This window comes from Rhodococcus rhodochrous (assembly GCF_014854695.1).
Lineage (GTDB): Bacteria > Actinomycetota > Actinomycetes > Mycobacteriales > Mycobacteriaceae > Rhodococcus.
The window spans coordinates 1,867,511-1,890,286 of sequence record NZ_CP027557.1 but is presented as its reverse complement, the minus strand read 5'-3'; the positions used below and the strand labels follow the sequence as shown (position 1 = coordinate 1,890,286).

At 66.3% G+C, this 22,776-nt stretch carries 19 protein-coding genes and 2 rRNA genes; 9 read left to right on the top strand and 12 right to left on the bottom strand.

The window, feature by feature from the left end:
* Nucleotides 1-99 precede the first annotated feature (99 nt).
* Genes C6Y44_RS08770 through C6Y44_RS08760 form a run of 3 tightly spaced genes read left to right on the top strand, consistent with a single transcriptional unit; the run spans nucleotide 100 to nucleotide 5,802 of the window.
* Nucleotides 100-2,118, top strand: a complete 2,019-nt coding sequence (locus tag C6Y44_RS08770; protein WP_159418688.1) for a maltotransferase domain-containing protein — start codon at nucleotides 100-102, stop codon at nucleotides 2,116-2,118.
* Complete coding sequence (gene glgB, locus C6Y44_RS08765) at nucleotides 2,115-4,325, top strand: 1,4-alpha-glucan branching protein GlgB (protein ID WP_120282126.1); 2,211 nt, start codon at nucleotides 2,115-2,117, stop codon at nucleotides 4,323-4,325. Before C6Y44_RS08770 ends, glgB begins: the two co-directional genes overlap by 4 nt.
* 28 nt (nucleotides 4,326-4,353) lie before the next feature.
* Nucleotides 4,354-5,802: a neutral zinc metallopeptidase gene (locus C6Y44_RS08760; RefSeq protein ID WP_159418689.1), complete on the top strand. Its 1,449-nt coding sequence runs from the start codon at nucleotides 4,354-4,356 to the stop codon at nucleotides 5,800-5,802.
* A gap of 58 nt (nucleotides 5,803-5,860) precedes the next feature.
* Here the strand turns inward: C6Y44_RS08760 and C6Y44_RS08755 are convergent, their stop codons facing one another.
* The 3 genes from C6Y44_RS08755 to C6Y44_RS08745 form a co-directional block, all read right to left on the bottom strand.
* A complete protein-coding gene (locus C6Y44_RS08755; RefSeq protein WP_159419268.1) occupies nucleotides 5,861-6,751 on the bottom strand; it encodes a tetratricopeptide repeat protein in 891 nt (296 codons plus the stop codon).
* 115 nt (nucleotides 6,752-6,866) lie between these two features.
* Nucleotides 6,867-7,226 (bottom strand): DUF3817 domain-containing protein, encoded by a 360-nt coding sequence (locus C6Y44_RS08750; RefSeq protein ID WP_120282124.1) that lies wholly within the window; start codon nucleotides 7,224-7,226, stop codon nucleotides 6,867-6,869.
* A 105-nt stretch (nucleotides 7,227-7,331) separates the two neighbouring features.
* On the bottom strand, nucleotides 7,332-8,522 hold the full coding sequence (locus tag C6Y44_RS08745; protein ID WP_120282123.1) for an acetyl-CoA C-acetyltransferase: 1,191 nt from the start codon (nucleotides 8,520-8,522) through the stop codon (nucleotides 7,332-7,334).
* A 104-nt stretch (nucleotides 8,523-8,626) separates the two neighbouring features.
* Here C6Y44_RS08745 and mce point away from each other — a divergent pair, with 104 nt between their 5' ends.
* From mce to C6Y44_RS08725, 4 genes are all read left to right on the top strand, one after another.
* On the top strand, nucleotides 8,627-9,112 hold the full coding sequence (gene mce / locus C6Y44_RS08740; RefSeq protein WP_016694038.1) for a methylmalonyl-CoA epimerase: 486 nt from the start codon (nucleotides 8,627-8,629) through the stop codon (nucleotides 9,110-9,112).
* A gap of 83 nt (nucleotides 9,113-9,195) precedes the next feature.
* Nucleotides 9,196-10,437 (top strand): coiled-coil domain-containing protein, encoded by a 1,242-nt coding sequence (locus C6Y44_RS08735; RefSeq protein ID WP_159418690.1) that lies wholly within the window; start codon nucleotides 9,196-9,198, stop codon nucleotides 10,435-10,437.
* Nucleotides 10,438-10,492: 55 nt separating this feature from the next.
* A complete protein-coding gene (locus tag C6Y44_RS08730) occupies nucleotides 10,493-11,548 on the top strand; it encodes a DNA polymerase III subunit beta family protein (RefSeq protein ID WP_159418691.1) in 1,056 nt (351 codons plus the stop codon).
* A 44-nt stretch (nucleotides 11,549-11,592) separates the two neighbouring features.
* A complete protein-coding gene (locus C6Y44_RS08725; protein ID WP_159418692.1) occupies nucleotides 11,593-12,102 on the top strand; it encodes a hypothetical protein in 510 nt (169 codons plus the stop codon).
* A 41-nt stretch (nucleotides 12,103-12,143) separates the two neighbouring features.
* On the opposite strand, the gene C6Y44_RS08720 is transcribed toward C6Y44_RS08725, so the two are convergent.
* Nucleotides 12,144-12,734, bottom strand: a complete 591-nt coding sequence (locus C6Y44_RS08720) for a TetR/AcrR family transcriptional regulator (protein WP_159418693.1) — start codon at nucleotides 12,732-12,734, stop codon at nucleotides 12,144-12,146.
* A gap of 150 nt (nucleotides 12,735-12,884) precedes the next feature.
* Between C6Y44_RS08720 and C6Y44_RS08715 the strand changes: the two genes are divergently transcribed.
* Nucleotides 12,885-13,106: a hypothetical protein gene (locus tag C6Y44_RS08715; RefSeq protein ID WP_225623815.1), complete on the top strand. Its 222-nt coding sequence runs from the start codon at nucleotides 12,885-12,887 to the stop codon at nucleotides 13,104-13,106.
* Nucleotides 13,107-13,132: 26 nt separating this feature from the next.
* Here C6Y44_RS08715 and C6Y44_RS08710 read toward each other — a convergent pair whose 3' ends face one another.
* Both C6Y44_RS08710 and nucS read right to left on the bottom strand, forming a co-directional pair.
* The gene (locus C6Y44_RS08710; protein ID WP_159418695.1) at nucleotides 13,133-13,456 is read right to left on the bottom strand and encodes an ATP/GTP-binding protein; all 324 of its coding nucleotides are present in this window, start codon (nucleotides 13,454-13,456) and stop codon (nucleotides 13,133-13,135) included.
* Between the two features lie 2 nt (nucleotides 13,457-13,458).
* Nucleotides 13,459-14,133 (bottom strand): endonuclease NucS, encoded by a 675-nt coding sequence (gene nucS / locus C6Y44_RS08705; protein ID WP_006554723.1) that lies wholly within the window; start codon nucleotides 14,131-14,133, stop codon nucleotides 13,459-13,461.
* A 42-nt stretch (nucleotides 14,134-14,175) separates the two neighbouring features.
* Between nucS and C6Y44_RS08700 the strand changes: the two genes are divergently transcribed.
* Nucleotides 14,176-15,723 carry an adenylate/guanylate cyclase domain-containing protein gene (locus C6Y44_RS08700; RefSeq protein ID WP_159418696.1) on the top strand — a complete coding sequence of 516 codons (1,548 nt, stop codon included), beginning with the start codon at nucleotides 14,176-14,178 and terminating at the stop codon, nucleotides 15,721-15,723.
* Between the two features lie 9 nt (nucleotides 15,724-15,732).
* Here C6Y44_RS08700 and ehuA read toward each other — a convergent pair whose 3' ends face one another.
* The 6 genes from ehuA to C6Y44_RS08670 form a co-directional block, all read right to left on the bottom strand.
* The gene (ehuA, locus tag C6Y44_RS08695; RefSeq protein ID WP_174247159.1) at nucleotides 15,733-16,497 is read right to left on the bottom strand and encodes an ectoine/hydroxyectoine ABC transporter ATP-binding protein EhuA; all 765 of its coding nucleotides are present in this window, start codon (nucleotides 16,495-16,497) and stop codon (nucleotides 15,733-15,735) included.
* A gap of 61 nt (nucleotides 16,498-16,558) precedes the next feature.
* Nucleotides 16,559-17,203: an ectoine/hydroxyectoine ABC transporter permease subunit EhuD gene (gene ehuD, locus C6Y44_RS08690; RefSeq protein WP_120282116.1), complete on the bottom strand. Its 645-nt coding sequence runs from the start codon at nucleotides 17,201-17,203 to the stop codon at nucleotides 16,559-16,561.
* Nucleotides 17,200-17,934, bottom strand: coding sequence for an ectoine/hydroxyectoine ABC transporter permease subunit EhuC (gene ehuC / locus C6Y44_RS08685; RefSeq protein ID WP_159418698.1), 735 nt, complete (start codon nucleotides 17,932-17,934; stop codon nucleotides 17,200-17,202). Before ehuC ends, ehuD begins: the two co-directional genes overlap by 4 nt.
* Nucleotides 17,935-17,950: 16 nt before the next feature.
* Nucleotides 17,951-18,844, bottom strand: coding sequence for an ectoine/hydroxyectoine ABC transporter substrate-binding protein EhuB (gene ehuB / locus C6Y44_RS08680; protein ID WP_120282114.1), 894 nt, complete (start codon nucleotides 18,842-18,844; stop codon nucleotides 17,951-17,953).
* Nucleotides 18,845-19,148: 304 nt separating this feature from the next.
* Nucleotides 19,149-19,265, bottom strand: a 5S ribosomal RNA gene (rrf, locus tag C6Y44_RS08675).
* A 110-nt stretch (nucleotides 19,266-19,375) separates the two neighbouring features.
* Nucleotides 19,376-22,508, bottom strand: a 23S ribosomal RNA gene (locus tag C6Y44_RS08670).
* Nucleotides 22,509-22,776: the final 268 nt, after the last annotated feature.

Here is a 22,776-nt window from a genome sequence, read left to right as displayed (position 1 = left end):
CAGCCCCGCGGCGCGACCTCCATTACGGTGGTTCGAGACACGGTCGTTGCCCCCATCGGCCCTGCTCGTCCACTCGGACCCGCACGGAACGGAGCTAGCGTGACAGGTCGGCTCGCCATCGACGACGTACAACCCTCCATCGACGGAGGGCGTTATCCGACGAAGGCGGTCGTCGGGGAGGTGGTGCCGGTCTCCGCCGTCGTGTGGCGCGAGGGCCACGACGCGATCGCCGCGACACTCGCCGTCCGAGGACCGGCCGACGACCCCGAATCCGCCGGCAGGCTGGTGCGGATCCCGATGGTTCCGGGCACCGAACCCGACACCTTCCACGCCACCTTCTCCCCCACGAGCGTCGGGGCGTGGACCTACCGGGTCGAGGCATGGAGCGACCCGGTGGCGACCTGGCGGCACGCGGTCACCGCGAAGACGGACGCCGGGCAGGACGCCACCGAACTCGCGAACGATCTCGAGGTCGGCGCACGGATCTTCGAGAAGGCCGCCAAGGGCGCACCGCGCGGCAACCGCCCCGCTCTGCTCGCGGTCGCTGCGTCCCTGCGGTCCGATCGATCGCTGGCCGAGCGTATCGCCCCGGCCTTCTCCCCCGACGTCACCGAGATCCTCCGCGCCCATCCCCTCCGCGAGCTGGTCACCCGCGGAAAGGCGTTCACGGCGTTCGTCGATCGTCGCCGCGCACTGTTCGGCTCCTGGTACGAGTTCTTCCCCCGGTCCACCGGAGGCTGGCACGAGGACGGAACCCCGCGGCACGGCACCTTCGCCACGGCCGCCGGCGATCTCCCACGCATCGCGGCGATGGGATTCGACGTCGTCTACCTCCCCCCGATCCATCCGATCGGCAAGGTCAACCGCAAGGGACCGAACAACACTCTCGTCGCCGGCCCGAACGACGTCGGGTCGCCCTGGGCGATCGGCTCCGACGAGGGCGGTCACGACGCCGTCCACCCCGAACTCGGCACCGAGCAGGACTTCCGCGATTTCATCGCCCGAGCGAAGGAACTCGAGCTCGAGGTCGCACTCGATCTCGCCCTGCAGTGCGCCCCCGACCACCCGTGGGCCCGGGAGCATCCGGAATGGTTCACCGTGCTGCCCGACGGCACGATCGCGTACGCGGAGAACCCGCCGAAGAAGTACCAGGACATCTATCCGATCAACTTCGACGACGACCCCGAGGGCATCTACGCCGAGGTCCTGCGTGTGGTCCGGCACTGGATCCGGTTGGGCGTCGACATCTTCCGCGTCGACAATCCGCACACCAAGCCCCCGAACTTCTGGGAGCAGCTCATCGCCGAGATCAAGCGCACCGATCCCGACGTGCTGTTCCTGTCGGAGGCCTTCACCCGCCCCGCCCGCATGTACGGGCTCGCACGACGCGGATTCACGCAGTCGTACACGTATTTCACGTGGCGGGTCGCGAAATGGGAGCTCACCGAGTTCGGTACCGAGATCGCCGCGAAGGCCGACGAGGCCAGGCCGAACCTGTTCGTCAACACCCCCGATATCCTGCACGAGACGCTGCAGCACGGCGGGCCGGGCATGTTCGCGCTGCGCGCGGCGCTCGCCGCCACCCTGGCTCCCTCGTGGGGTGTGTACTCGGGGTACGAACTGTTCGAGCACCTCGCGGTGCGACCGGGCAGCGAGGAGTACCTCGACTCGGAGAAGTACCAGTTGCGGCCACGCCGATACGACGAGGCACGCCGGCGCGGCGAGTCGCTCGAACCGTGGCTGACCACCCTCAACCGCATCCGGCGCGCCCACCCGGCATTGCAGCAACTGCGCAACATCACCTTCCACCACGTCGACAACGACGCGCTGATCGCCTACTCGAAGTTCGATCCGTCCACCGGGGACTGCGTGCTCACGGTGATCAACCTCAACCCCTACGGGGCCGAGCAGGGCACGGTCTGGCTCGACATGCCGGCGATCGGACACGACTGGCACGACCACTTCCCCGTTTACGACGAGGTGAGTGGGGAACAGTACTCGTGGGGACAGGCCAACTACGTGCGCCTCGAGCCGTGGCGGGCGGTGGCGCACATCCTGGTCCTGCCCCCGATCGGCATTCCCACCCGCACAACGCTCGCCTACAGGAGGCAGTCGTGACCGTGCCGCCCCAGACGCCGGGCGCCGATGTTCCGCGCCGGCGCCACAGCCCGCGACCGGAGGACCTCGACCTGCTCGCCGCCGGTGAGCACCACGATCCGCACGCGGTGCTCGGGGCCCATCCGCATCCGGAGGGGACGGTCATCCGGGCGCTGCGCCCCGGGGCAGAGAAGGTCGCCGCGCGGATCGGTGGTCGCGACCATCCGCTCGAACCCGTGGGCGAGGACGTCTTCAGCGCCCTGATCCCGGTCTTCGATCTCGCCGACTACCGGCTCGTGGTGACCTACCCGTTCGATCACGTCGAGGTCGTCGCGGACGGCTACCGCTTCATGCCGACGCTGGGCGAACTCGACCGTCACCTGCTGAGCGAGGGCCGGCACGAACGGCTGTGGGAGGTGCTCGGGGCCCACCCGCGGACCTACGAGACCCCGGACGGCCCGGTGACGGGCACGTCCTTCGCCGTGTGGGCACCGGGCGCACGCGGGGTCACCGTCACCGGCGACTTCGACGGCTGGGGTGGGCGCACCACCCCGATGCGGGTGCTCGGCTCGAGCGGTGTCTGGGAGGTCTTCGTTCCCGGTGTCGAACCGGGCGCGCTGTACAAGTACCGGGTGCACGGCCGCGACGGATCCGTCCGCGACAAAGCCGATCCGATGGCGTTCGCCACCGAGGTGCCCCCCGCGACCGCGTCGAAGGTCACCGAGAGTCGTTACACCTGGAACGACGACGACTGGGTTGCGACCCGCGAGAAGGCGCAGCCCTGGCAGGAACCGATGGCGGTCTACGAGGTGCACCTCGGTTCGTGGCGCCCGGGCCTGAACTACGTCGAACTCGCCGATCAGCTGGCCGAGTACATCCTCGAGACCGGATTCACGCACGTCGAACTGCTGCCGGTCGCCGAGCATCCCTTCGGCGGGTCGTGGGGCTACCAGGTCACCTCCTACTACGCTCCCACCTCCCGGTTCGGCACTCCCGACGAGTTCCGCGCGTTCGTCGACCGTCTCCACGCCGCCGGGATCGGCGTGATCATGGACTGGGTGCCCGCCCACTTCCCGAAGGACGAGTGGGCGCTCGCGCGCTTCGACGGCAGCCCCCAGTACGAACATCCCGATCCGCGTCGCGGTGAGCAGCTGGACTGGGGCACTTATGTTTTCGACTACGGCCGACCCGAGGTACGGAACTTCCTCGTCGCCAACGCCCTGTACTGGATCGAGGAGTTCCACATCGACGGTCTGCGCGTCGACGCCGTGGCCTCGATGCTGTATCTCGACTACTCGCGCCCCGAGGGCGGCTGGACGCCGAACATCTACGGCGGGCGCGAGAACCTCGAGGCCGTCGCGTTCCTGCAGGAACTCAACGCCACCGTCCACAAGCATTATCCGGGGATCGTGACCGTCGCGGAGGAATCGACCTCCTGGCCGGGCGTGACCCGCTCGACGAACGTCGGCGGGCTCGGGTTCAGCATGAAGTGGAACATGGGCTGGATGCACGACACCCTCGGCTATCTCGGCCGCGATCCTGTGCACCGCACCTATCACCACCACGAGATCACCTTCTCGCTCGTGTACGCGTGGAGCGAGAACTTCGTGCTTCCCATCAGCCACGACGAGGTGGTCCACGGCAAGGGCACGCTGTGGACGCGGCTGCCGGGCGACGACGCCACACGCGCCGCGGGTCTGCGGTCGATGCTCGCCTACATGTGGGCGCATCCCGGCAAGCAGTTGCTGTTCATGGGCCAGGAGTTCGGGCAGGTCGCCGAGTGGTCCGAGGAACGCGGGCTCGACTGGTGGCAGCTCGACGAGCCGCTCCACGCCGGTATCCACCGGCTGGTGTGCGATCTCAACGGCATCTACCGCTCGCATCCGGCGCTCTACACGCTCGACACCACGCCCGGCGGATACTCGTGGATCGACGCCAACGACGCGCACAACAACGTCCTGTCGTTCCTGCGCTACGGCAGCGACGGCTCGGTGCTCGCGTGCCTGCACAACTTTTCGGGCACGACCTACGGCGACTATCGTGTCGGATTGCCCGAACCGGGCACGTGGGAGGAAGTCCTCAACACGGACGCGACCGCCTACCAGGGCAACGGAGCGGGCAACTTCGGCGCCGTGGAGGCGGACGAACATTCGTGGCACGGGCGTCCCGCCTCGGCTCGGGTGACCTTGCCTGCGCACGGCGCCATCTGGCTGTCGTTGCGGAGGTGACACTGCTCGACGACAGGAGCACAACGACATGCGACGGACGCACCGGTTCGCGCGACTGGTGGTGCCCGCACTGACCGTCGTCCTGCTGGCGGGATGCGCCCAGCGGATCGAAGGAACGGCGGTGTCGATCTACGACAACCCCTTCACCGTGGCGGGGCTGCCCGTCACCTCCGGGGCGTCGGGTCCGCGCAGCGGGGTGCCCGATGCGGACATCGAGATCGAGAACACCGACGGCGGTCCCGTCGACGTCCTGGCCGGCAACGCGATCGCCGACATCGAGGAGTACTGGCGTCAGGAGTTCGCGTCGGTCGCCCGGGGCACCTTCCGCCCGGTCGAGACGATCGTGTCGTGGGATCCGTCCGAGCGACGGGGACCGCGTTTCTGCGGTAAACCCACCTACGACTTCATCAACGCGGCCTACTGCAGCGGCGGCGACGAGATCGGGTGGGACCGCACCTACCTCATGCCGCAGCTCATCGACAGCTTCGGGCCGATGGCCGCGGTGACGGTCCTCGCCCACGAGTACGGGCACGCCGTCCAGCATTCGGCGGGGCTGGTCGCCGAGGACGATCCCGGCATCGTGTTCGAGCAGCAGGCCGACTGTTTCGCCGGGGCATTCATGCGGCACGTCGCGCAGGGCCGGTCGACGCACTTCCAGCTCGACACTTCCGACGGGTTGAACAACGTGCTCGCGTCGATGGTGCTCTTCCGCGACGCCGATCCGAACGACCCCGACTCGATCCACGGCTCGGCCTTCGAACGGGTGACGGCCGTGCAGATCGGATTCACCGACGGGGCCGGCTCGTGTGCGCGCATCGACGCCGCCGAGATCGAGTCGCGTCGCGCCGACCTGCCGCAGTACTACAACTCCGCCGACGACGGCGAACTGCCGGTCACCGACGAGTCGGTCGAGGCGATCTTCGAGTCGTTCCACCAGGTCTTCGACCTCGACGCCCTGCCGCAACTCGATCTGTCGGGCGCCGACCTCGGATGCTCGGATGCCCGGGCCACCTCACCGGTGTCGTACTGCCCCGCGACGAACACCGTGGGCGTCGACATGGAGGCACTGAGCGAGCGCGGTACGGCCGCCCCGCCGGGAAGCGGCTTCGATCCCGGTGTCCGCGGCGACTACAACGCCTACGTGCTCGTCGCCTCCCGCTATGCCCTCGCGGTGCAGAAGGAGGCCGGCCAGTCGCTCACCGAGCCGCGCACAGCGCTGCGGGCGGCCTGCTTGTCGGGCGTGATCAGTGCCGCGCTGAGCCCGGACAGCACCCTTGCCTCGAACGTCGACCCGAGCCAGGTGCTCGTGTGGCTGTCCCCCGGCGACCTCGACGAAGCGGTCTCGGGCCTGCTCACCGACGGACTGGCCGCGAGCGACGTCAACGGCAACACGGTGCCGAGCGGATTCGCCCGGGTGGATGCCTTCCGCACCGGCGTCCTCGGCGGCGAGGCGGCCTGCAGCGGGCGGTACCGCTGAGACGGCACCGGCCGCCCACCACGAGTGGTGAGCGGCCGGTTGGGCGGATCGGTACGGATCAGTAGAGGGCCATCGCGAGCTTGCGGCGCGACGACACCACGACCGGATCCGCCGCATCGAACAGTTCGAACAGTTCGAGGAGCCGGGTACGTGCCGCGGTGCGTTCGTCCCCGGCGCTGCGACGCACGAACTCGATGAGACGACCGAAGGCCGCCTCCGGCTGCTGCGCGAACAGTTCGGCGTCGGCCGCCGTGAACTGGGCTTCGAGGTCGTTCGGGGCGGCATCGGCGCGCTCGATCGCATCCTCGGGAACCGTGCTCGCACGGGCCAGGAAACGCACCTGTCGTAGCGCGGCCTGCGCCTCGGTGTTGTTCGGCTCGGAGTTCAGGACGAGCTGGTAGGCCGCCTCGGCGCCCTCGAAGTCGCCGTTCTCGAGTGCCTGCTCGGCGGCCTCGAAACGCGGGTCGGCGGGCTGTTCCTCCGGCTCGGCGCCGGGGGGGCCCGACAGCTTGCCTGCAACGGCGTTCTGGATGGCGTCGAGCCACTGACGCAGTGCGGGCTCGGGCTGCACGCCCTGGAAGTCGGCGAGCGGCTGGCCGGCCGCGATCGCGACGACCGTGGGCACCGATTGGACACCGAAGGCCTGCGCGATCCGCGGGTTCGCGTCGACGTCGACCTTCGCGAGGACCCACGCACCGTTGGCTTCGTTCGCAAGCTTCTCGAGGACGGGTGAGAGCTGCTTGCAGGGCTCGCACCAGGTCGCCCACAGGTCGACGATCACGGGCACCTGCATCGATCGCTGCAGCACCTCGGTCTCGAACGTCGCTTCGGTGACGTCCACGATCGGGGCGATGGCACCGGGTGCGGCACCGTCGCCACCGGACGGAGGCGGAGGTGGCGGCGCGGAGGCCCTCTCCTTGAGCGGTGAGAGATCCACCGCGCCGGACATCGCCGCGGCGACGGCGGCAGAACGTGCTGGACGGGAACCGGGTCGAGTCACGTCCACCAGTTTGTCACGAGTAGTCCGAATCGTGCTGCGCGGACCGGGGGACGTCGCCGTGAGGTCAGACGGTCGTGGTGGCGTCCTCGCGGGTGGCGGGAGCGGACAGCTCTCCGAGGCGGCCGGTGCGCACGGCCCAGCGCTCGAAGACGATCGTGCCGAACGGGGGCACGCTCGAGACGAGGGCGAGGAAGGTCGTCTTGAGATCCCACTTCAGCGACAGCGCCGTGAGGAGCGCGATGAGCACGAACGGGATGAAGCCGGCCACGCCGTGCACCATGCCCGGGATCGCGATGGCCTCTTCGTAGCCGAGCACCCACTTGAAGAACATGGCGATCAGGAGGGCGAGCCAGGTCACCGCTTCCCAGATCGCGATCAGCCGGAACCGTTTCGCGGGCGTGGACACGTCGAGGATGTTGGTCATGCGGCCATTGTGCCGAAACGCCTACGACAAGCCGTAGTTCAGTGAGAGACATCACGGCCCCGGCATGCTTGCGCCGGGGCCGTGAGCGTGCTGCGGAGAAAAGGGTCAGTTCTTGGGGACCCGCACGATGAGCGCGTCGCCCTGGCCGCCCCCACCGCACAGGGCGGCAGCGCCCACGCCGCCGCCGCGGCGCTTCAGCTCGAGCGCCAGGTGCAGCACGATGCGCGCACCCGACATGCCGAGCGGATGGCCGAGCGCGATCGCACCGCCGTTGACGTTCACCTTCGCGGGATCGATGCCCAGCTCGCGGGCAGAGACGATGCCGACGGCGGCGAACGCCTCGTTGATCTCGACGAGGTCGAGCTCGGTCGGGTCGAGGCCCTCACGCTCGCAGGCCTTGGCGATCGCCCGTGCCGGCTGCGACTGCAGGGTCGAGTCCGGTCCCGCGACGACACCGTGGCGGCCGATCTCGGCGATCCAGCTCAGGCCGAGCTCGGTGGCCTTGGCCTTGCTCATCACGACGACCGCGGCGGCACCGTCGGAGATCTGCGAGGCCGAACCGGCGGTGACGGTGCCGTCCTTCGAGAAGGCCGGACGCAGCGAGCCGAGCGACTCGGCGGTGGTCTCCGGGCGGATGCCCTCGTCGGCGGCGAAGACGATCGGGTCGCCCTTGCGCTGCTTGATCGACACCGGCACGACCTCGTCCTCGAACAGGCCGTCCTTCCAGGCGCGGGCAGCCCTCTGGTGCGAGGCGGCGGCGAAGGCGTCCTGCTCGGCGCGGGAGACGAAGCGCTCGCCGGAATTGGCCGACTCGGTGAGGTTGCCCATCGCCTGGTCGGTGAAGATGTCGTGCAGGCCGTCGTAGGCCATGTGGTCGCGCAGGGTCACGTCGCCGTACTTGAAGCCGGCGCGGGACTTTTCGAGCATATGCGGGGCCTGGCTCATCGACTCCTGGCCGCCGGCGACGACGACGTCGAACTCGCCGGCGCGGATCAGCTGGTCGGCCATCGCGATCGCGTTGATGCCCGACAGACACACCTTGTTGATCGTCAGTGCCGGGACGTCCATCGGGATGCCAGCGGCGACGGCCGCCTGACGGGCCGGGATCTGGCCGGCGCCGGCGGTGAGCACCTGGCCCATGATGACGTATTCGACCTGCTCAGGAGCCACACCGGCGCGTTCGAGTGCGCCCTTGATCGCCACGCCACCGAGATCCGATCCGGAGAAATCCTTGAGCGAACCCTGCAGGCGCCCCATGGGCGTCCGGGCTCCGGCGACGATGACAGAACTGCTCACGGGACATTCCTCCGAAAGATCGGCATGTGATCGGAAAACTCCAATCGGATATTCACCTGAATCCCGATAGGAGTGCACTCAACGGTACCGCTACCGTCTAGAGCATGACCGAGACCTCTCCCACATCCACTCCGGCGGCGTCCGTTCTCGCTTCCGGACTCGTCACCGCCATCGATCACGTCGGTATCGCGGTGCCCGACCTCGATGCCGCTCTCACCTGGTACGCCGAGAACCTCGGCCTCGTGTCCACCCACGAGGAAGTCAACGAGGAGCAGGGCGTGCGCGAGGCGATGCTGGCGGTTCCGGGGACCCCCGAAGGGTCCACCATGATCCAGCTGCTCGCCCCGCTGAACGAGAACTCCACGATCGCGAAGTTCATCGACCGCAACGGCCCGGGCCTGCAGCAGCTCGCCTACCGCGTCTCCGACATCGATGCCGTCTCCACGGCGTTGCGCGAGCGCGGCGTCCGGCTGCTGTACGACGCACCCCGTCGCGGCACCGCCGATTCGCGCATCAACTTCCTGCATCCGAAGGACGCGGGCGGCGTCCTCGTCGAGCTCGTCGAACCCGCAGCACATCCCGCTCACTGACGGCCGTTCCGGTGCGCTCCCGAAGACGGATGGGGCGGGAGCGCACCCGGGTCGTACCCGCAGGGACCGGGTAGATTGTCTCCATGGTCTTCGATCGTGATCGCGCACCCAGCCACCTGCCGTTCTCCATCGTGCGGAAGGGATTCGACCGCGACGAGGTGACCAACTACTTCGCCCGGTTCGAGGCCGAGCTGCGCGTGACCGCCACCGACCGCGACGCCGCCGCCGCGCAGGCCCGCGATCTGGCCCGTCAGCTCGAGAACGCCCGCAACGAGATCGACGAACTCCGCAAGGACGTCGACCGTCTGTCGGTGCCGCCCACCACCGCCGAGGGTATGAGCGACCGCATCTCGCGGATGCTGCGTCTCGCCTCCGACGAGGCCTCCGAGCTTCGTGCCCGCGCCGAGGCCGACGCCGCCGAGATGATCTCGCTGGCGGAGCAGGAGGGCATCCGCCTCCGGGGCGACTACGAGAAGAAGCTCGCCGAACTCGAGGACACCCGCATCGCCTTCGCGGCCGAGCACGAGCGGACGATGACCGCGGCCCGTGCCGAGGCCGAGCGGATCGTGGCCGCGGCCCGCGCGGAGGCCGAGCGACTCGACGCCGAGGCCGAGGCCAAGCGCGAGCAGGTGCAGCAGGACTTCGAGATCACGATGGCCGAGCGTCGCACGAAGCTGCTCGGAGCCCTCGACGAACTCGAACGGACGAGCAAGGCCGAGGCCGAACGCCGTGTCGAGGAGGCCACGCAGGAAGCCGAACGACGGCTCAGCCGCGCCACCGAACAGTCCGAACGGAAGGTCGCCAACGCGCGCGACCTCACGGAGGAACTCCGCGTGCTGCGCGGACGCATCCTCGGCCAGCTCGACGCCGTCCGCGAGCAGCTCGACGACGTCCCCACCCTCCTCGCGGCGATCAACCGCGAAGGCGAACTGCTCGACCGGGAGATCTCGCTCGACGAGCCCCGCACGACCGTCCTCGGCACGGCGCGCGACAAGCAGGGCGGCGACGAGAAGGGCGCGGACGACGAGAGCCCGACGGAGCCGGCACCCACCGAGGCCGACGCGAAGGCGGACAAGACCGCGCCGCTGCCGCAGACCGACAAGACCACGCCCTTGCCGCAGGCCGACCGGACGGTGCGGATCCCGACGAGCGATGCCCCCGGTTCCGCATCCGGCTCGAACTCGGCTGCGCAGCCGAACACCGGCGGGCAGGGCTCGCAGTCCACGCCGCGCACGCCGAACGCCTCGGCACCGCATCGCTCACCCTCGGTCGGTTCCGGGGTGCAGGGCCGCTCCCCCGCCGTGGCCAGCAAGGTCCGCAACTGACGGTCGCCGCCCTCGGGCTTGACCTTCGAGTCGGTCGAGGCTCCATGATGGGCCGGTGACCGACCCGGAGATGATGTCGATCGGCGTGTTCGCCGAACTCGTCGGACTGACCGCGAGCGCATTGCGGTTCTACGACGACGCCGGCCTGCTGCGCCCCGCGCAGGTCGATCCGTCGACGGGATACCGGTTCTACAGCCGATCCCAGGTCTCCCGCGCCTGCCGGCTGCGGCAGTTGCGGGAGATCGGGATGCCGCTGCCCACCATCGGCGAGTTCTTCGCCGCCGACGCGGACGAGGCAGCGAGGTTGCTCGATGAGCACGTCGCCGGGATGACCACGGAGGCCGAGAGGCTCCGACGGGCCGCCGAGACACTCGGCGCGTCCCTGCGGGCCGAATCACGTCGCGCGGTCTGCACGGTGCCCGGGCCCGTCCTCGCCGGTGCCGTCGATCAGGTCTCGGCCTCCACCGGTCACGACCCCGACATCCCGGTGCTGAACGGCGTGCACATGGAAACCGAGTCCGGCTGCGTGAGGTTGACCGCCACCGACCGGTACCGGCTCGCCACCCGGACACTCGTGCCCACCGATCCGACCTGCCCGTCCTGGGCCGGCACACTCTCCGGCGACGACCTGCGGGTCGCGACCTCCCGGCTCCGACGCAGTCCGTCGGTGACCGTCGAAGCGGACGAGCGGGCGGTCACCTTCCGCACCTCCAGTGGCGACGTCCTCCATTGCCGTCTGTTCCCCGAGCCGTTCCCCGACCACCACCTCCTCCTGAAATCTCTCCCCGCGGTGACGCAGCGGGTCACCCTCGGCAAACGCCGCGTGGTGACGGTGCTCGAACAGCGAGCACCGGAGACGGTCGGCCTACGGACCTCCCCCGACGGGCCGGTCCTGGTGTTCCCCGACGGGGACGAGGCACCGCTCGACGGTACGGCCACCGGACCGGAGCTGACGATCTGGTTCGACCTGGTCACCGTGTATCCCGCTTGGAGTCATGCGCTCGGCGACGACCTGATGCTCGACGTGCGCGATACCGATCTGCCGGTCACCGTCCGGTCGGCCGAAGACGGGGATCTCACCACGCTCGTCATGCCGCGCAGTGCCCCCTGACGCAGCGTCCCCGATCTGCCGAATCCCTCGACAGGAGCCCCACCATGTCCACCTCCCCCTCGAGACCCGATCCCACGATGGATGCGATCAGCGCAGCGGTCCTTCGCGGCCGCGACGGCGACACCGAGTCGGCCCGGCGCGACCTGCTGTCCCTCTGGGAGCGGATCGGTGCGGCGGGCGACGCGTTCCATCGCTGCACGCTCGCGCACTACCTCGCCGATCTGTACGACGATCCCGCCGAGTCCCTGGTCTGGAATGTCCGCGCCCTCGACGCTGCCGATGCCCTCACCGACGGGCGCGCACAACGACACCACGACACCCTCCGGGTCGCTGGCTTCTATCCCAGCCTGTACCTGAACCTGGCCGACGACTTCCGCCGCCTCGGGTCGTTCCGGGCGGCCGCGGAACATCTCGACCGCGGGCAGGACCACATGTCCGCGCTCCCCGACGATCCCTACGGCGACACCATCCGCACGGCCGTCCACGAGGTGCGCCAGGCGATCGCCGACCGCGATACCGCGCCGCGAGCGTCTGCGCCGGGCACCGCCGGCTGAGGCGCCGAACGGACGCGCCGGTCCCGATCGGCCGCGGCCGTCTATACCCGGTTCCCGTAGGCGGCCATGAACATGTCGATCAGGCCGTCGATCGCTTGCTCGTCGACAGGCCGGGGTGTCAACAACCAGCGGTAGTAGAGGGTTCCACACAGCACTTCCGCGGGATACTCCAGCTCCGCCCCGGGGACGAGTTCACCGTTGCGCTGGGCTCGCAGGATCCGATCGTAGGTGCGCTGTTCGACCGTGGACAGGAACCGTTCGTACAACGTGGCCCGGAGTTGTGGGTCCGCTTGGGCCTCGGCGATGACGGCTCGGTAGACGGGTCCGATCGGCGGCGTGGACAGGGCGTGACACGAGCGCACGAACTGCTCGTGCAGGTCCGACCTGATGTCCCCGTCCGTGCGGTAATCCAGATCGTTGACCCACACGAGGCCGAGCGCGTCGAGCAGGAGCGCTGCGATGGACGGCCAGCGCCGGTAGATCGTGTGCTTCCCGACTCCGGCCCGTCGTGCGACCGCTTCGATACTCAGCCCCGCGTAACCGACCTCGGCCGCGAGTTCGAGCGCCGCATGCAGCAGCTCTCGGGTGCGCGCAGCGCCGCGGCGTCGCGGGCCAGTGGGCGAATCGGTCATACGCGCAATTCTATCGACACGCTCCGTGCCGTTGACGATCGCCGCAATCAGGAGCATGATTCTCGCTATCGGCACACACCGTGCCGATAGTTCGACGCAGTATCTCGGGTGCAACCGACCCTCACCGACAGAGGAGACGCCGTGAAGACCATGACCTGCCGACAGCTGGGTGGCCCCTGCGACCTGGAGTTCAGCGGAGAGACCGCCGACGAGATCATCAAGGCACAGGATTGTCATCTGCGCGATGCCGCTCGAGGTGGCGACGCGACCCATCAGCCGGCACACGAACAGATGAAAGGACGCTGGCGGCACCCGATCAAAGCGATGGGGTGGTACCGCGACGTCAAGAAGGCGTTCGCCGACCTTCCCTGAGCCGACGGCCGAACGGCGACCGGACGCTAGGACCAGCGTCGCGTGGGGCGGCGGGTCCCGCGTCCCGCCCAGCATCCGCTGTGCCAGTGCCGCCGGTCCTCCGCACCGCCGAGCGCATCGGTCGGCCAGGCGACGACATGGGGTGTTCCCGGCGCGATCTCGTGATCGCATCCCGGGCACCGGTACGGCTTGGTGGCACGCGAACCCGGCACGGTGCGCACGGTGAAGCGTTCCCCTTCGGCCCCCGCGGGACCGTTCTCGGTGCGCACCGTCGCCCCGAAATAGGTCGGGGATTCGTCGGCCGCCCCGCCGCGCTTGCGACCGGTGCGGGATCTGTTGCGGCGCGGCACGATCAGAACAATCTGAACTCGGTGCTCTCGGTACCCCGCAGCGCCTCGTAGTCGAGCACGAGGCAGCGGATGCCGCGGTCCGTGGCCAGCGTCCGTGCCTGCGGCTTGATCTGCTGGGCCGCGAACACGCCACTGACGGGTGCGAGCAGCGGATCCCGGTTGAGCAGTTCGAGATAACGGGTGAGCTGTTCCACGCCGTCGATCTCGCCGCGGCGCTTCACCTCGACGGCGACGGTCGCTCCGTCGGCATCGCGGCACAACAGGTCCACCGGGCCGATCGCCGTGGGGTATTCGCGCCGGATGAGGGTGAAGCCCGTCCCGAGGGTCTCGACGTGCTCGGCGAGAAGTTCCTGCAGGTGCGCCTCGACACCGTCCTTGATCAGGCCGGGGTCGACACCGAGCTCGTGGCTCGAATCGTGGTCGATCTCCTCGAGAGTGATCCGGAGCTGCTCACCCGCCTTGTTGGTGACCACCCACAGGGCCTCGGCGTCCTCGACGGACTCCTCCTCGAGCCAACAGGGTGGGCTCATCCAGTTCAGAGGCTTGTAGGCACGGTCGTCGGCGTGGACACTCACCGAACCGTCGGATTTGACGAGGAGGAGACGTCGGGCCGTCGGCAGATGAGCCGTCAGGCGTCCGATGTAGTCCACACGGCAACGGGCAATCACAAGACGCACACAGCCACCCTAGAGGATCGACTCGACTAGTCTCGAACGACCATGCCCGCACGCAGTCACCGCACGGCCCCGCTCGGATCGGCGATCCTGGGAGAGCCTGCCGAACCGATCCGACGGCAACGCATCCGGATCCAGACCCTGTTGACGTTCTCGCTCATCGGTACGCATCTCGTCGGTGCCCTGATCGTGGCTGCTCTCATCAACGTCGTGATCCCGGGCCCGTCCGTGCTGAGCTCCGATTTCCTCATCGTGACCGCGATCCTCGCTCCGGTCTACGTGGTCTCGGCCGTCGTGGTCGGTTCGGTACTCGGTACCCGGGCGACGCTCCGCAGGCTGCGGTGGGCGCTGGAGAACCGCCCACCCACCCCGCAGGAACAGCGGATCGCGTTGCGGATGCCCTGGCGCACCACCCTCCAGCAAGGAGCACTGTGGTTCATCGGGTTGATCCTGTTCACCGTCGGTTTCGGGGTCATCGACCCACAGACGATCCCGAAGGTCGCGCTGACCATCACCCTGGCCGGCGTCACGGTGTGCGGATTCGCGTACATGTTCACCGATTTCGCGTTGCGCCCCATCGCGGCGCGCGCGCTCGAGGTCGGAACGCCTCGCCGTCCGCGACTGGCCGGCACCACCGGACGGGTGATGCTCGCCTGGGCCCTGGGTAGCGCGGTGCCCGTCGTCGGCCTGCTGTTCATCGCGGTCTTCAGCTTCATCCGTCCCGTCACGCCCACGCGACTGGCGATCACGATCCTCGCCATCGGCGGACTCGGTCTGCTCACCGGCTCGCTGCTGATGTTCCTCACCATCCGGTCGACGATCGCGCCGATCGAATCGGTGCGCGCCGGGATGCAGCGAATCGCGTCGGGTGACTTCGACACCGCGGTCGTCGTTTACGACGGAACCGAATTGGGGCAGTTGCAGACGGGATTCAACCGGATGGCCGAAGGATTGCGCGAACGCGAGAAGCTGCGCGACGTGTTCGGCAGACATGTCGGACGGGAGGTCGCGGCCGCGGCGCTGGCCAATCCCGGTGTCCTCGGCGGCGAAGAACGGGACGTCGCGGTGTTGTTCGTCGACATCGTCGGCTCCACCGCGTTGGCCGCGAGTCGCCCGCCCACCGAAGTGGTGGCGCTGCTCAACCGATTCTTCGCAGTCGTCGTCGAAGAGGTCCACGCGGCCGAAGGATTCGTCAACAAGTTCGAGGGCGACGCGGCGCTCGCGATCTTCGGGGCGCCGGTCGCCCTCGACAACGCCGCCGGCTCCGCTCTCGGCGCGGCGAGAAGGATGGCACGACGCCTCGCCGACGAAGTGCCGGAGTGTCGCGCAGGTATCGGGGTCACGGCAGGTCGCGCGGTCGCCGGGAACATCGGCGCTCAGGAACGCTTCGAGTACACCGTGATCGGCGATCCGGTCAACGAAGCCGCGAGACTGTCCGATCTCGCGAAGACCGTTCCGGGTTACGTCGCGGCGTCGGCCCGCACCGTGCAGCTCGCCCCGGAGGACGAACGCGCCCGGTGGGAGCTGGGCGAGGAGATCACCCTGCGTGGCCGCTCCGAACCGACCCGGCTGGCGACCCCGCTCGCGGACTGACGGCCGGCCTCACTCCCCCGCCAGCACCGCGTCGAGGAACTTGCGGGTGCGTTCCTCCCGGGGACTGGTGAAGATGCGCTCGGGCGGACCCTCCTCCACGATGCGACCCTGGTCGAACATCAGCACACGATCGGAGACGTCGCGGGCGAAGTGCATCTCGTGCGTCACGATCAGCATCGTGATGTCGGTCGTCTCGGCGATCGTCCGCAGCACGTCCAGCACGTCGGCGACGAGTTCGGGATCGAGGGCCGAGGTGACCTCGTCGAGCAGCAGGATCTCCGGATCCATCGCGAGGGCACGGGCGATCGCGACCCGCTGCTGCTGACCACCCGACAGTTGTGTGGGATGGGCGGTCTCCTTGTCGGACAGACCGACCATCGCGAGCAATTCCCGCGCACGGTCGCGTGCGTCGGCCTTGCTGCGGCCGAGGACGTGCACCGGAGCCTCGGTGAGGTTCTCCATCACGTTCATGTTGGGGAACAGGTTGAACTGCTGGAAGACCATGCCGATGTTGCGGCGCATCGTCCTCAGGTAGCGCTCGGAGGCCGGGACGAGGCGCGACCCCTTGCGTTCGTGGCTGAGCGGTTCGCCCTTGACCCACACCACACCGTCGTCGATCTTCTCGAGGGTCATGAGCAGGCGCAGGATGGTCGTCTTGCCCGAACCGCTCGGACCGATCAACGTGACCCGTTCCCCCGGAGCGACGGTGAAGTCGAGATGGTCGAGGACCACGTGATCGCCGAATTTCTTGACCACGGAGTCGAATCGGATCATCGACCCGTCGGACGTGGCGGCGGACAGCGAGTCGCCGTCGGCACCGGCTTCCTTGTGCATCTCAATAGGCAAGGCGACGCTCCAATCGGCGGACGAGCAACGACGTCGGGTAGCTGGCGAGGAGGAAGATCAGGCCGGCCAGCGTGAGCGGCTCGAGGTACTGGAAGTTGCGCGCACCGAACTGCTGGGCCGCGGTCACCATCTCCACGACGGAGATCGTGAACAGGAACGGGGTGTCCTTGAACAGCGACACCGCATAGTTTCCCAGCGCAGGCACGACGCGGCGCACGGCCTGCGGCAGGATCACCGCACGCCACGTGCGCATCGGCGACAACGACAGGGCGCGGCACGCCTCCCATTGTCCCTTCGGAACCGCGTCGATGCCCGCCCGGTACACCTCGGCCATGTAGGTCGAGTAGTGGATCCCCAGTACCGCGATGCCGATCTGCAACGCACTGAACTGCGGGAGCAGGTAGTAGACGAACAGCAGCTGCACCACGAGCGGGGTGAGCCGGATGAACTGGACGACGGCGGACAACGCCGTCGCGAGGACCTTCGGCAGCGAGCGACGGGCGACGGCCACCACCAGCCCGAGCACCGCGGCGACCACGAATCCGAGGACCGTGGCCAGCAAGGTGATCCGGAACCCTTCGAGCAGTACCGGAAGCGCGTCGGCCGCGCGTTCCCAACTCCAATCGACGGTCATGAGCGTGCCCCTACCGGCTGATCGAAGACAGGGGCGAGCCCGAAGATCTCACGCAGAGTGGGACCGGTCCCGAGTCGACTCTTGGCGCGCACCTCGAGCGCATTCATCAGCAGCGTCAGCAGATAGCCGAGCACGAAGTACAGCACCAACCCCACACCGAACGCGAAGATGGTGTCGCCACTGCCTCTACGGAGCTGCTCGATCTGGAATGTGAGGTCCTGCAGGAGGATGTAACTCGCCAGTGCCGTTCCCTTGAGCAGCTGGATGAGCAGATTGGTCAGCGGCGGGATCATCTCGGCCCAGGCCTGCGGGAAGATCACCCGTCGCATGCGTTGCCAGTAGCCGAAATTCAGCGCTGTCGCCGCCTCGAGTTGCGGCTTCGGCACCGAGGCGATCGCACCGCGCACCACCTCCGCTCCGTAGGCGCCGTAGTTGAGCGACAGGGCGAGGATCCCGCACACGATCGATTCGAGCCGGAACCCGAACAACGGCAGGACGTAGAAGAACCAGAACAGCTGAACGAGAAGCGAAGTGCCGCGGAAGAACTCGATGAACACCCGCGCACTGCCGCGCAGGGCGAGGTTCTTCGCGCCTGCCGCCAGCCCGAGGGCCACGGCGAGCAGGAACGCGAAGACCGCACTCCCCACGGTCAGTTCGACGGTGACGAGCAGACCGTCGAACAGTTGCGGAAGGGAGTTCCACAGCAGTTCGATCTTGGAACCGAAATCCATTACGACGCAGCCGGGATCAGGAAACGCCCTCGCAGAGCATCTCGGTCGTCAGCCCCGGATCGGGCATCTCCGCCTCCGTGAACCCGAACTCGCCGACGATCGACAGGTACTTCTGCGGATCGGACGTGATCTTCGCGAGTTCCTCGTTGTAGGCGTCGCGCAGTTCGGTGTCCTCCTTGCGGAAGACCGTTCCGCCGGCGCCCACCTGAGGCACCCCGTCGATCTCCGCGACGAACGACTCGGTGACGTCGACGGGCGCACCCTCGTTGTTCTGCTTCATCCAGTTCAGGGAGATACCCGTCAGCGCGAAGACGTCGGCGCGTCCGTTGACGACCGCATCCATCCCGTCCTGGGGAGACGCCACCTGCATCGCGTCGATACCGAGCGCAGAGGCGTAGTCCGCTTCGATCGCGCCGGTCATGACCGCCATCCGGACGCCACTCTCGGCGATCGACTGCATGTCGGCGAGTTGTTCCGGATTGCCCTGCGGGACCATGAGTGCGGTGGTGTAGTTGAACTCCGGCTCGCTGAACAGTGCCTGTTCGCAACGCTGCGGGAGGATCGACATGCCGGCGCTGACGACGTCGAATCGTCCGGCCTGCAGGCCGGGGATGAGCGCACCGAAGTCGGTGGCCACACCTTCGACGTTGTCGATGCCGAGGTTCTTGAAGATCTCGCGGTGCAGAGCGACGGTGGCCCCGGTGAGTTCGCCGTCCTGCATGAAGCTGTAGGGTGCCTCGCCGGCGAACCCGACGGTGACGGTGCCTTCCTGCTGGAGTCGTTCGAGGGTCGAGCCCTCGGTGTCGGTGTCGACGCTCGTGCATCCTGTGACGGCCGCGCCGATGAGTCCCAGTCCCGCGATCACCGCCGTGAACCTGCCGGCGGTACCCGTAGTCGATCGATTCGTCATCGTCTCGCCCCTCCTCGTCGTCGACGAGAACGCCCCCGACAGGCGCTCACACGCCGAACCCACACGAACCGTGCGATCGTGCATGAGCGGACGTTACCGACATAAGTGGGCATAGCCTGGAACAGAGCGTGTTTGTTACGAGGTCGTGATCCGTTGGGTGCCGGCGATCGGAGCGGGCACACCGTACCCGAAATCCTTTTGGAGCGTAAGGACTTTCCGTGGGGTGGGATCCTCCGACACGTCTGAAGAGGACCCGGAGAACACGAAAGGGGACCCACAATGTGGGTCCCCTTTCGGAACGGGTGTTCGGCGGTGTCCTACTCTCCCACACCCTGTCGAGTGCAGTACCATCGGCGCAGACAGGCTTAGCTTCCGGGTTCGGAATGGGACCGGGCGTTTCCCTGTCGCTATGGCCGCCGTAACTCTATGAAACAATATTCCACGCATCGGATTCGGTTCTCCCGCAGGGGGATTCCCGATATCTGATGTGTGTGTTGTTTCAGATACCGCACAGTGGACGCGTAACATCTTCGTGGTAAGTCCTCGGCCTATTAGTACCGGTCACCTCCACCCATTGCTGGGCTTCCAGTTCCGGCCTATCAACCCGGTGGTCTGCCGGGGGCCTTACCCCCTCGAGGGGGTGAGAAACCTCATCTTGGAACAGGCTTCCCGCTTAGATGCTTTCAGCGGTTATCCCTTCCGAACGTAGCCAACCAGCCATGCCCCTGGCGGGACAACTGGCACACCAGAGGTTCGTCCGTCCCGGTCCTCTCGTACTAGGGACAGCCTTCCTCAAGTTTCTAACGCGCGCGGCGGATAGAGACCGAACTGTCTCACGACGTTCTAAACCCAGCTCGCGTGCCGCTTTAATGGGCGAACAGCCCAACCCTTGGGACCTACTCCAGCCCCAGGATGCGACGAGCCGACATCGAGGTGCCAAACCATCCCGTCGATATGGACTCTTGGGGAAGATCAGCCTGTTATCCCCGGGGTACCTTTTATCCGTTGAGCGACACCGCTTCCACATGCCGGTGCCGGATCACTAGTCCCGACTTTCGTCCCTGCTCGACCTGTCAGTCTCACAGTCAAGCTCCCTTGTGCACTTGCACTCGACACCTGATTGCCAACCAGGCTGAGGGAACCTTTGGGCGCCTCCGTTACATTTTGGGAGGCAACCGCCCCAGTTAAACTACCCACCAGGCACTGTCCCTGAACCAGATCATGGTCCGAGGTTAGAGGTCCAATACGATCAGAGTGGTATTTCAACAACGACTCCACCCATACTGGCGTATGAGCTTCACAGTCTCCCACCTATCCTACACAAACCGAACCGAACACCAATACCAAGCTATAGTGAAGGTCCCGGGGTCTTTTCGTCCTGCCGCGCGTAACGAGCATCTTTACTCGTAATGCAATTTCGCCGAGTCTGTGGTCGAGACAGCAGAGAAGTCGTTACGCCATTCGTGCAGGTCGGAACTTACCCGACAAGGAATTTCGCTACCTTAGGATGGTTATAGTTACCACCGCCGTTTACTGGGGCTTAAATTCTCAGCTTCGCCACCGAAATGGCTAACCGGTCCTCTTAACCTTCCAGCACCGGGCAGGCGTCAGTCCGTATACATCGTCTTACGACTTCGCACGGACCTGTGTTTTTAGTAAACAGTCGCTTCTCTCTGGTCTCTGCGACCACCCCCAGCTCACGGAGCAAGTCCGGTCACCGAGCGTGGTCCCCCTTCTCCCGAAGTTACGGGGGCATTTTGCCGAGTTCCTTAACCACAGTTCTCTCGATCGCCTCGGTATTCTCTACCTGACCACCTGTGTCGGTTTGGGGTACGGGCCGTGTACCAACTCACTAGAGGCTTTTCTCGGCAGCATAGGATCACTGAATTCCCCTCAACGGGTACGCATCACCTCTCAGGCTGTATGTGACACGGATTTGCCTATGTCACGCCCTACCGGCTTACACCAGGTATTCCATCACCTGGCCCAGCTACCTTCCTGCGTCACCCCATCGCTTGACTACTACAATCAGGGTCCCGTGCAGCCATCCCCACAGTTCCCGAAGGAACAGTGGAGACTTTTGGACGGTTAGCACAACTGATTCGCCATTGGGCGCGGATACACGGGTACGGGAATATCAACCCGTTGTCCATCGACTACGCCTGTCGGCCTCGCCTTAGGTCCCGACTCACCCTGGGCGGATTAACCTGGCCCAGGAACCCTTGGTCATCCGGCGGACGAGTTTCTCACTCGTCTTTCGCTACTCATGCCTGCATTCTCACTCGCGCAGCCTCCACACCTGGATCACTCCGGCGCTTCTACGGCTGCACGACGCTCCCCTACCCACCCACACCACTGCCGGAAAAGTCGTAACCCTTCCGGGGTGTTGTGTGAGTGCCGCGGCTTCGGCGGTGTACTTGAGCCCCGCTACATTGTCGGCGCAGAACCACTTGACCAGTGAGCTATTACGCACTCTTTCAAGGGTGGCTGCTTCTAAGCCAACCTCCTGGTTGTCTCAGCGATCCCACATCCTTTTCCACTTAGTACACGCTTAGGGGCCTTAGCCGGCGATCTGGGCTGTTTCCCTCTCGACTACGAAGCTTATCCCCCGCAGTCTCACTGCCGCGCTCTCACTCACCGGCATTCGGAGTTTGGCTGATTTCGGTAAGCTTGTGGGCCCCCTAGACCATCCAGTAGCTCTACCTCCGGTGAGAAACACGCGACGCTGCACCTAAATGCATTTCGGGGAGAACCAGCTATCACGGAGTTTGATTGGCCTTTCACCCCTACCCACAACTCATCCCCTCAGTTTTCAACCTAAGTGGGTTCGGGCCTCCACGACGTCTTACCATCGCTTCACCCTGGCCATGGGTAGATCACTCCGCTTCGGGTCTAGAACATGCCACTACACACGCCCTATTCGGACTCGCTTTCGCTACGACTACCCCACACGGGTTAACCTCGCGACATGCCACTAACTCGCAGGCTCATTCTTCAAAAGGCACGCCATCACCCCCAGTGACAAGTCACTCGAAGGCTCTGACGGATTGTAAGCGCACGGTTTCAGGTACTATTTCACTCCCCTCCCGGGGTACTTTTCACCTTTCCCTCACGGTACTAGTCCGCTATCGGTCACCAGGGAGTATTCAGGCTTATCGGGTGGTCCCGACAGATTCACACCGGATTTCACGGGCCCGGTGCTACTCGGGTATTCGCATCGACAGTCGCCGTGTTTTCGTCTACGGGATTCTCACCCTCTACGACAGGCCGTTCCAGACCACTTCGACTAACACGACGATTTCTCACTGTCGGCCGGCATGGCAGCGCCGACACAACGAACCCCACAACCCCGAATACACAACCCCTGCCAGGTATCACATGTACTCGGTTTAGCCTCATCCGCTTTCGCTCGCCACTACTCACGGAATCACATGTTGTTTTCTCTTCCTGTGGGTACTGAGATGTTTCACTTCCCCACGTTCCCTCCACACACCCTATATATTCAGATGCGGGTAACACGACATCACTCGTGCTGGGTTTCCCCATTCGGAAATCCTCGGATCACAGCTCGGTTGACAGCTCCCCGAGGCATATCGCAGCCTCCCACGTCCTTCATCGGCTCCTGGTGCCAAGGCATCCACCGTACGCTCATAAACACTTACAACAAAGATGCTCGCGTCCACTGTGCAGTTCTCAAACAACACACAACAACCCCTACCGCAAGAAAACTGATTTTCTTGTTTCGCGGATCATCGTCGCTGATCAAACACATCGCGTGTTCTCTCAGGACCCAACAGTGCACCGATATAGCTCCCCGAATTCTTCCTGTGAAGAATCCGTGCTGGAGAGCGATTGTCAGCGTTCCACCCATGAGCAACCGTGTCCCACGATCGGGGACAATCGGCCTCTGCCTGCTCCCCCAACACCACTGT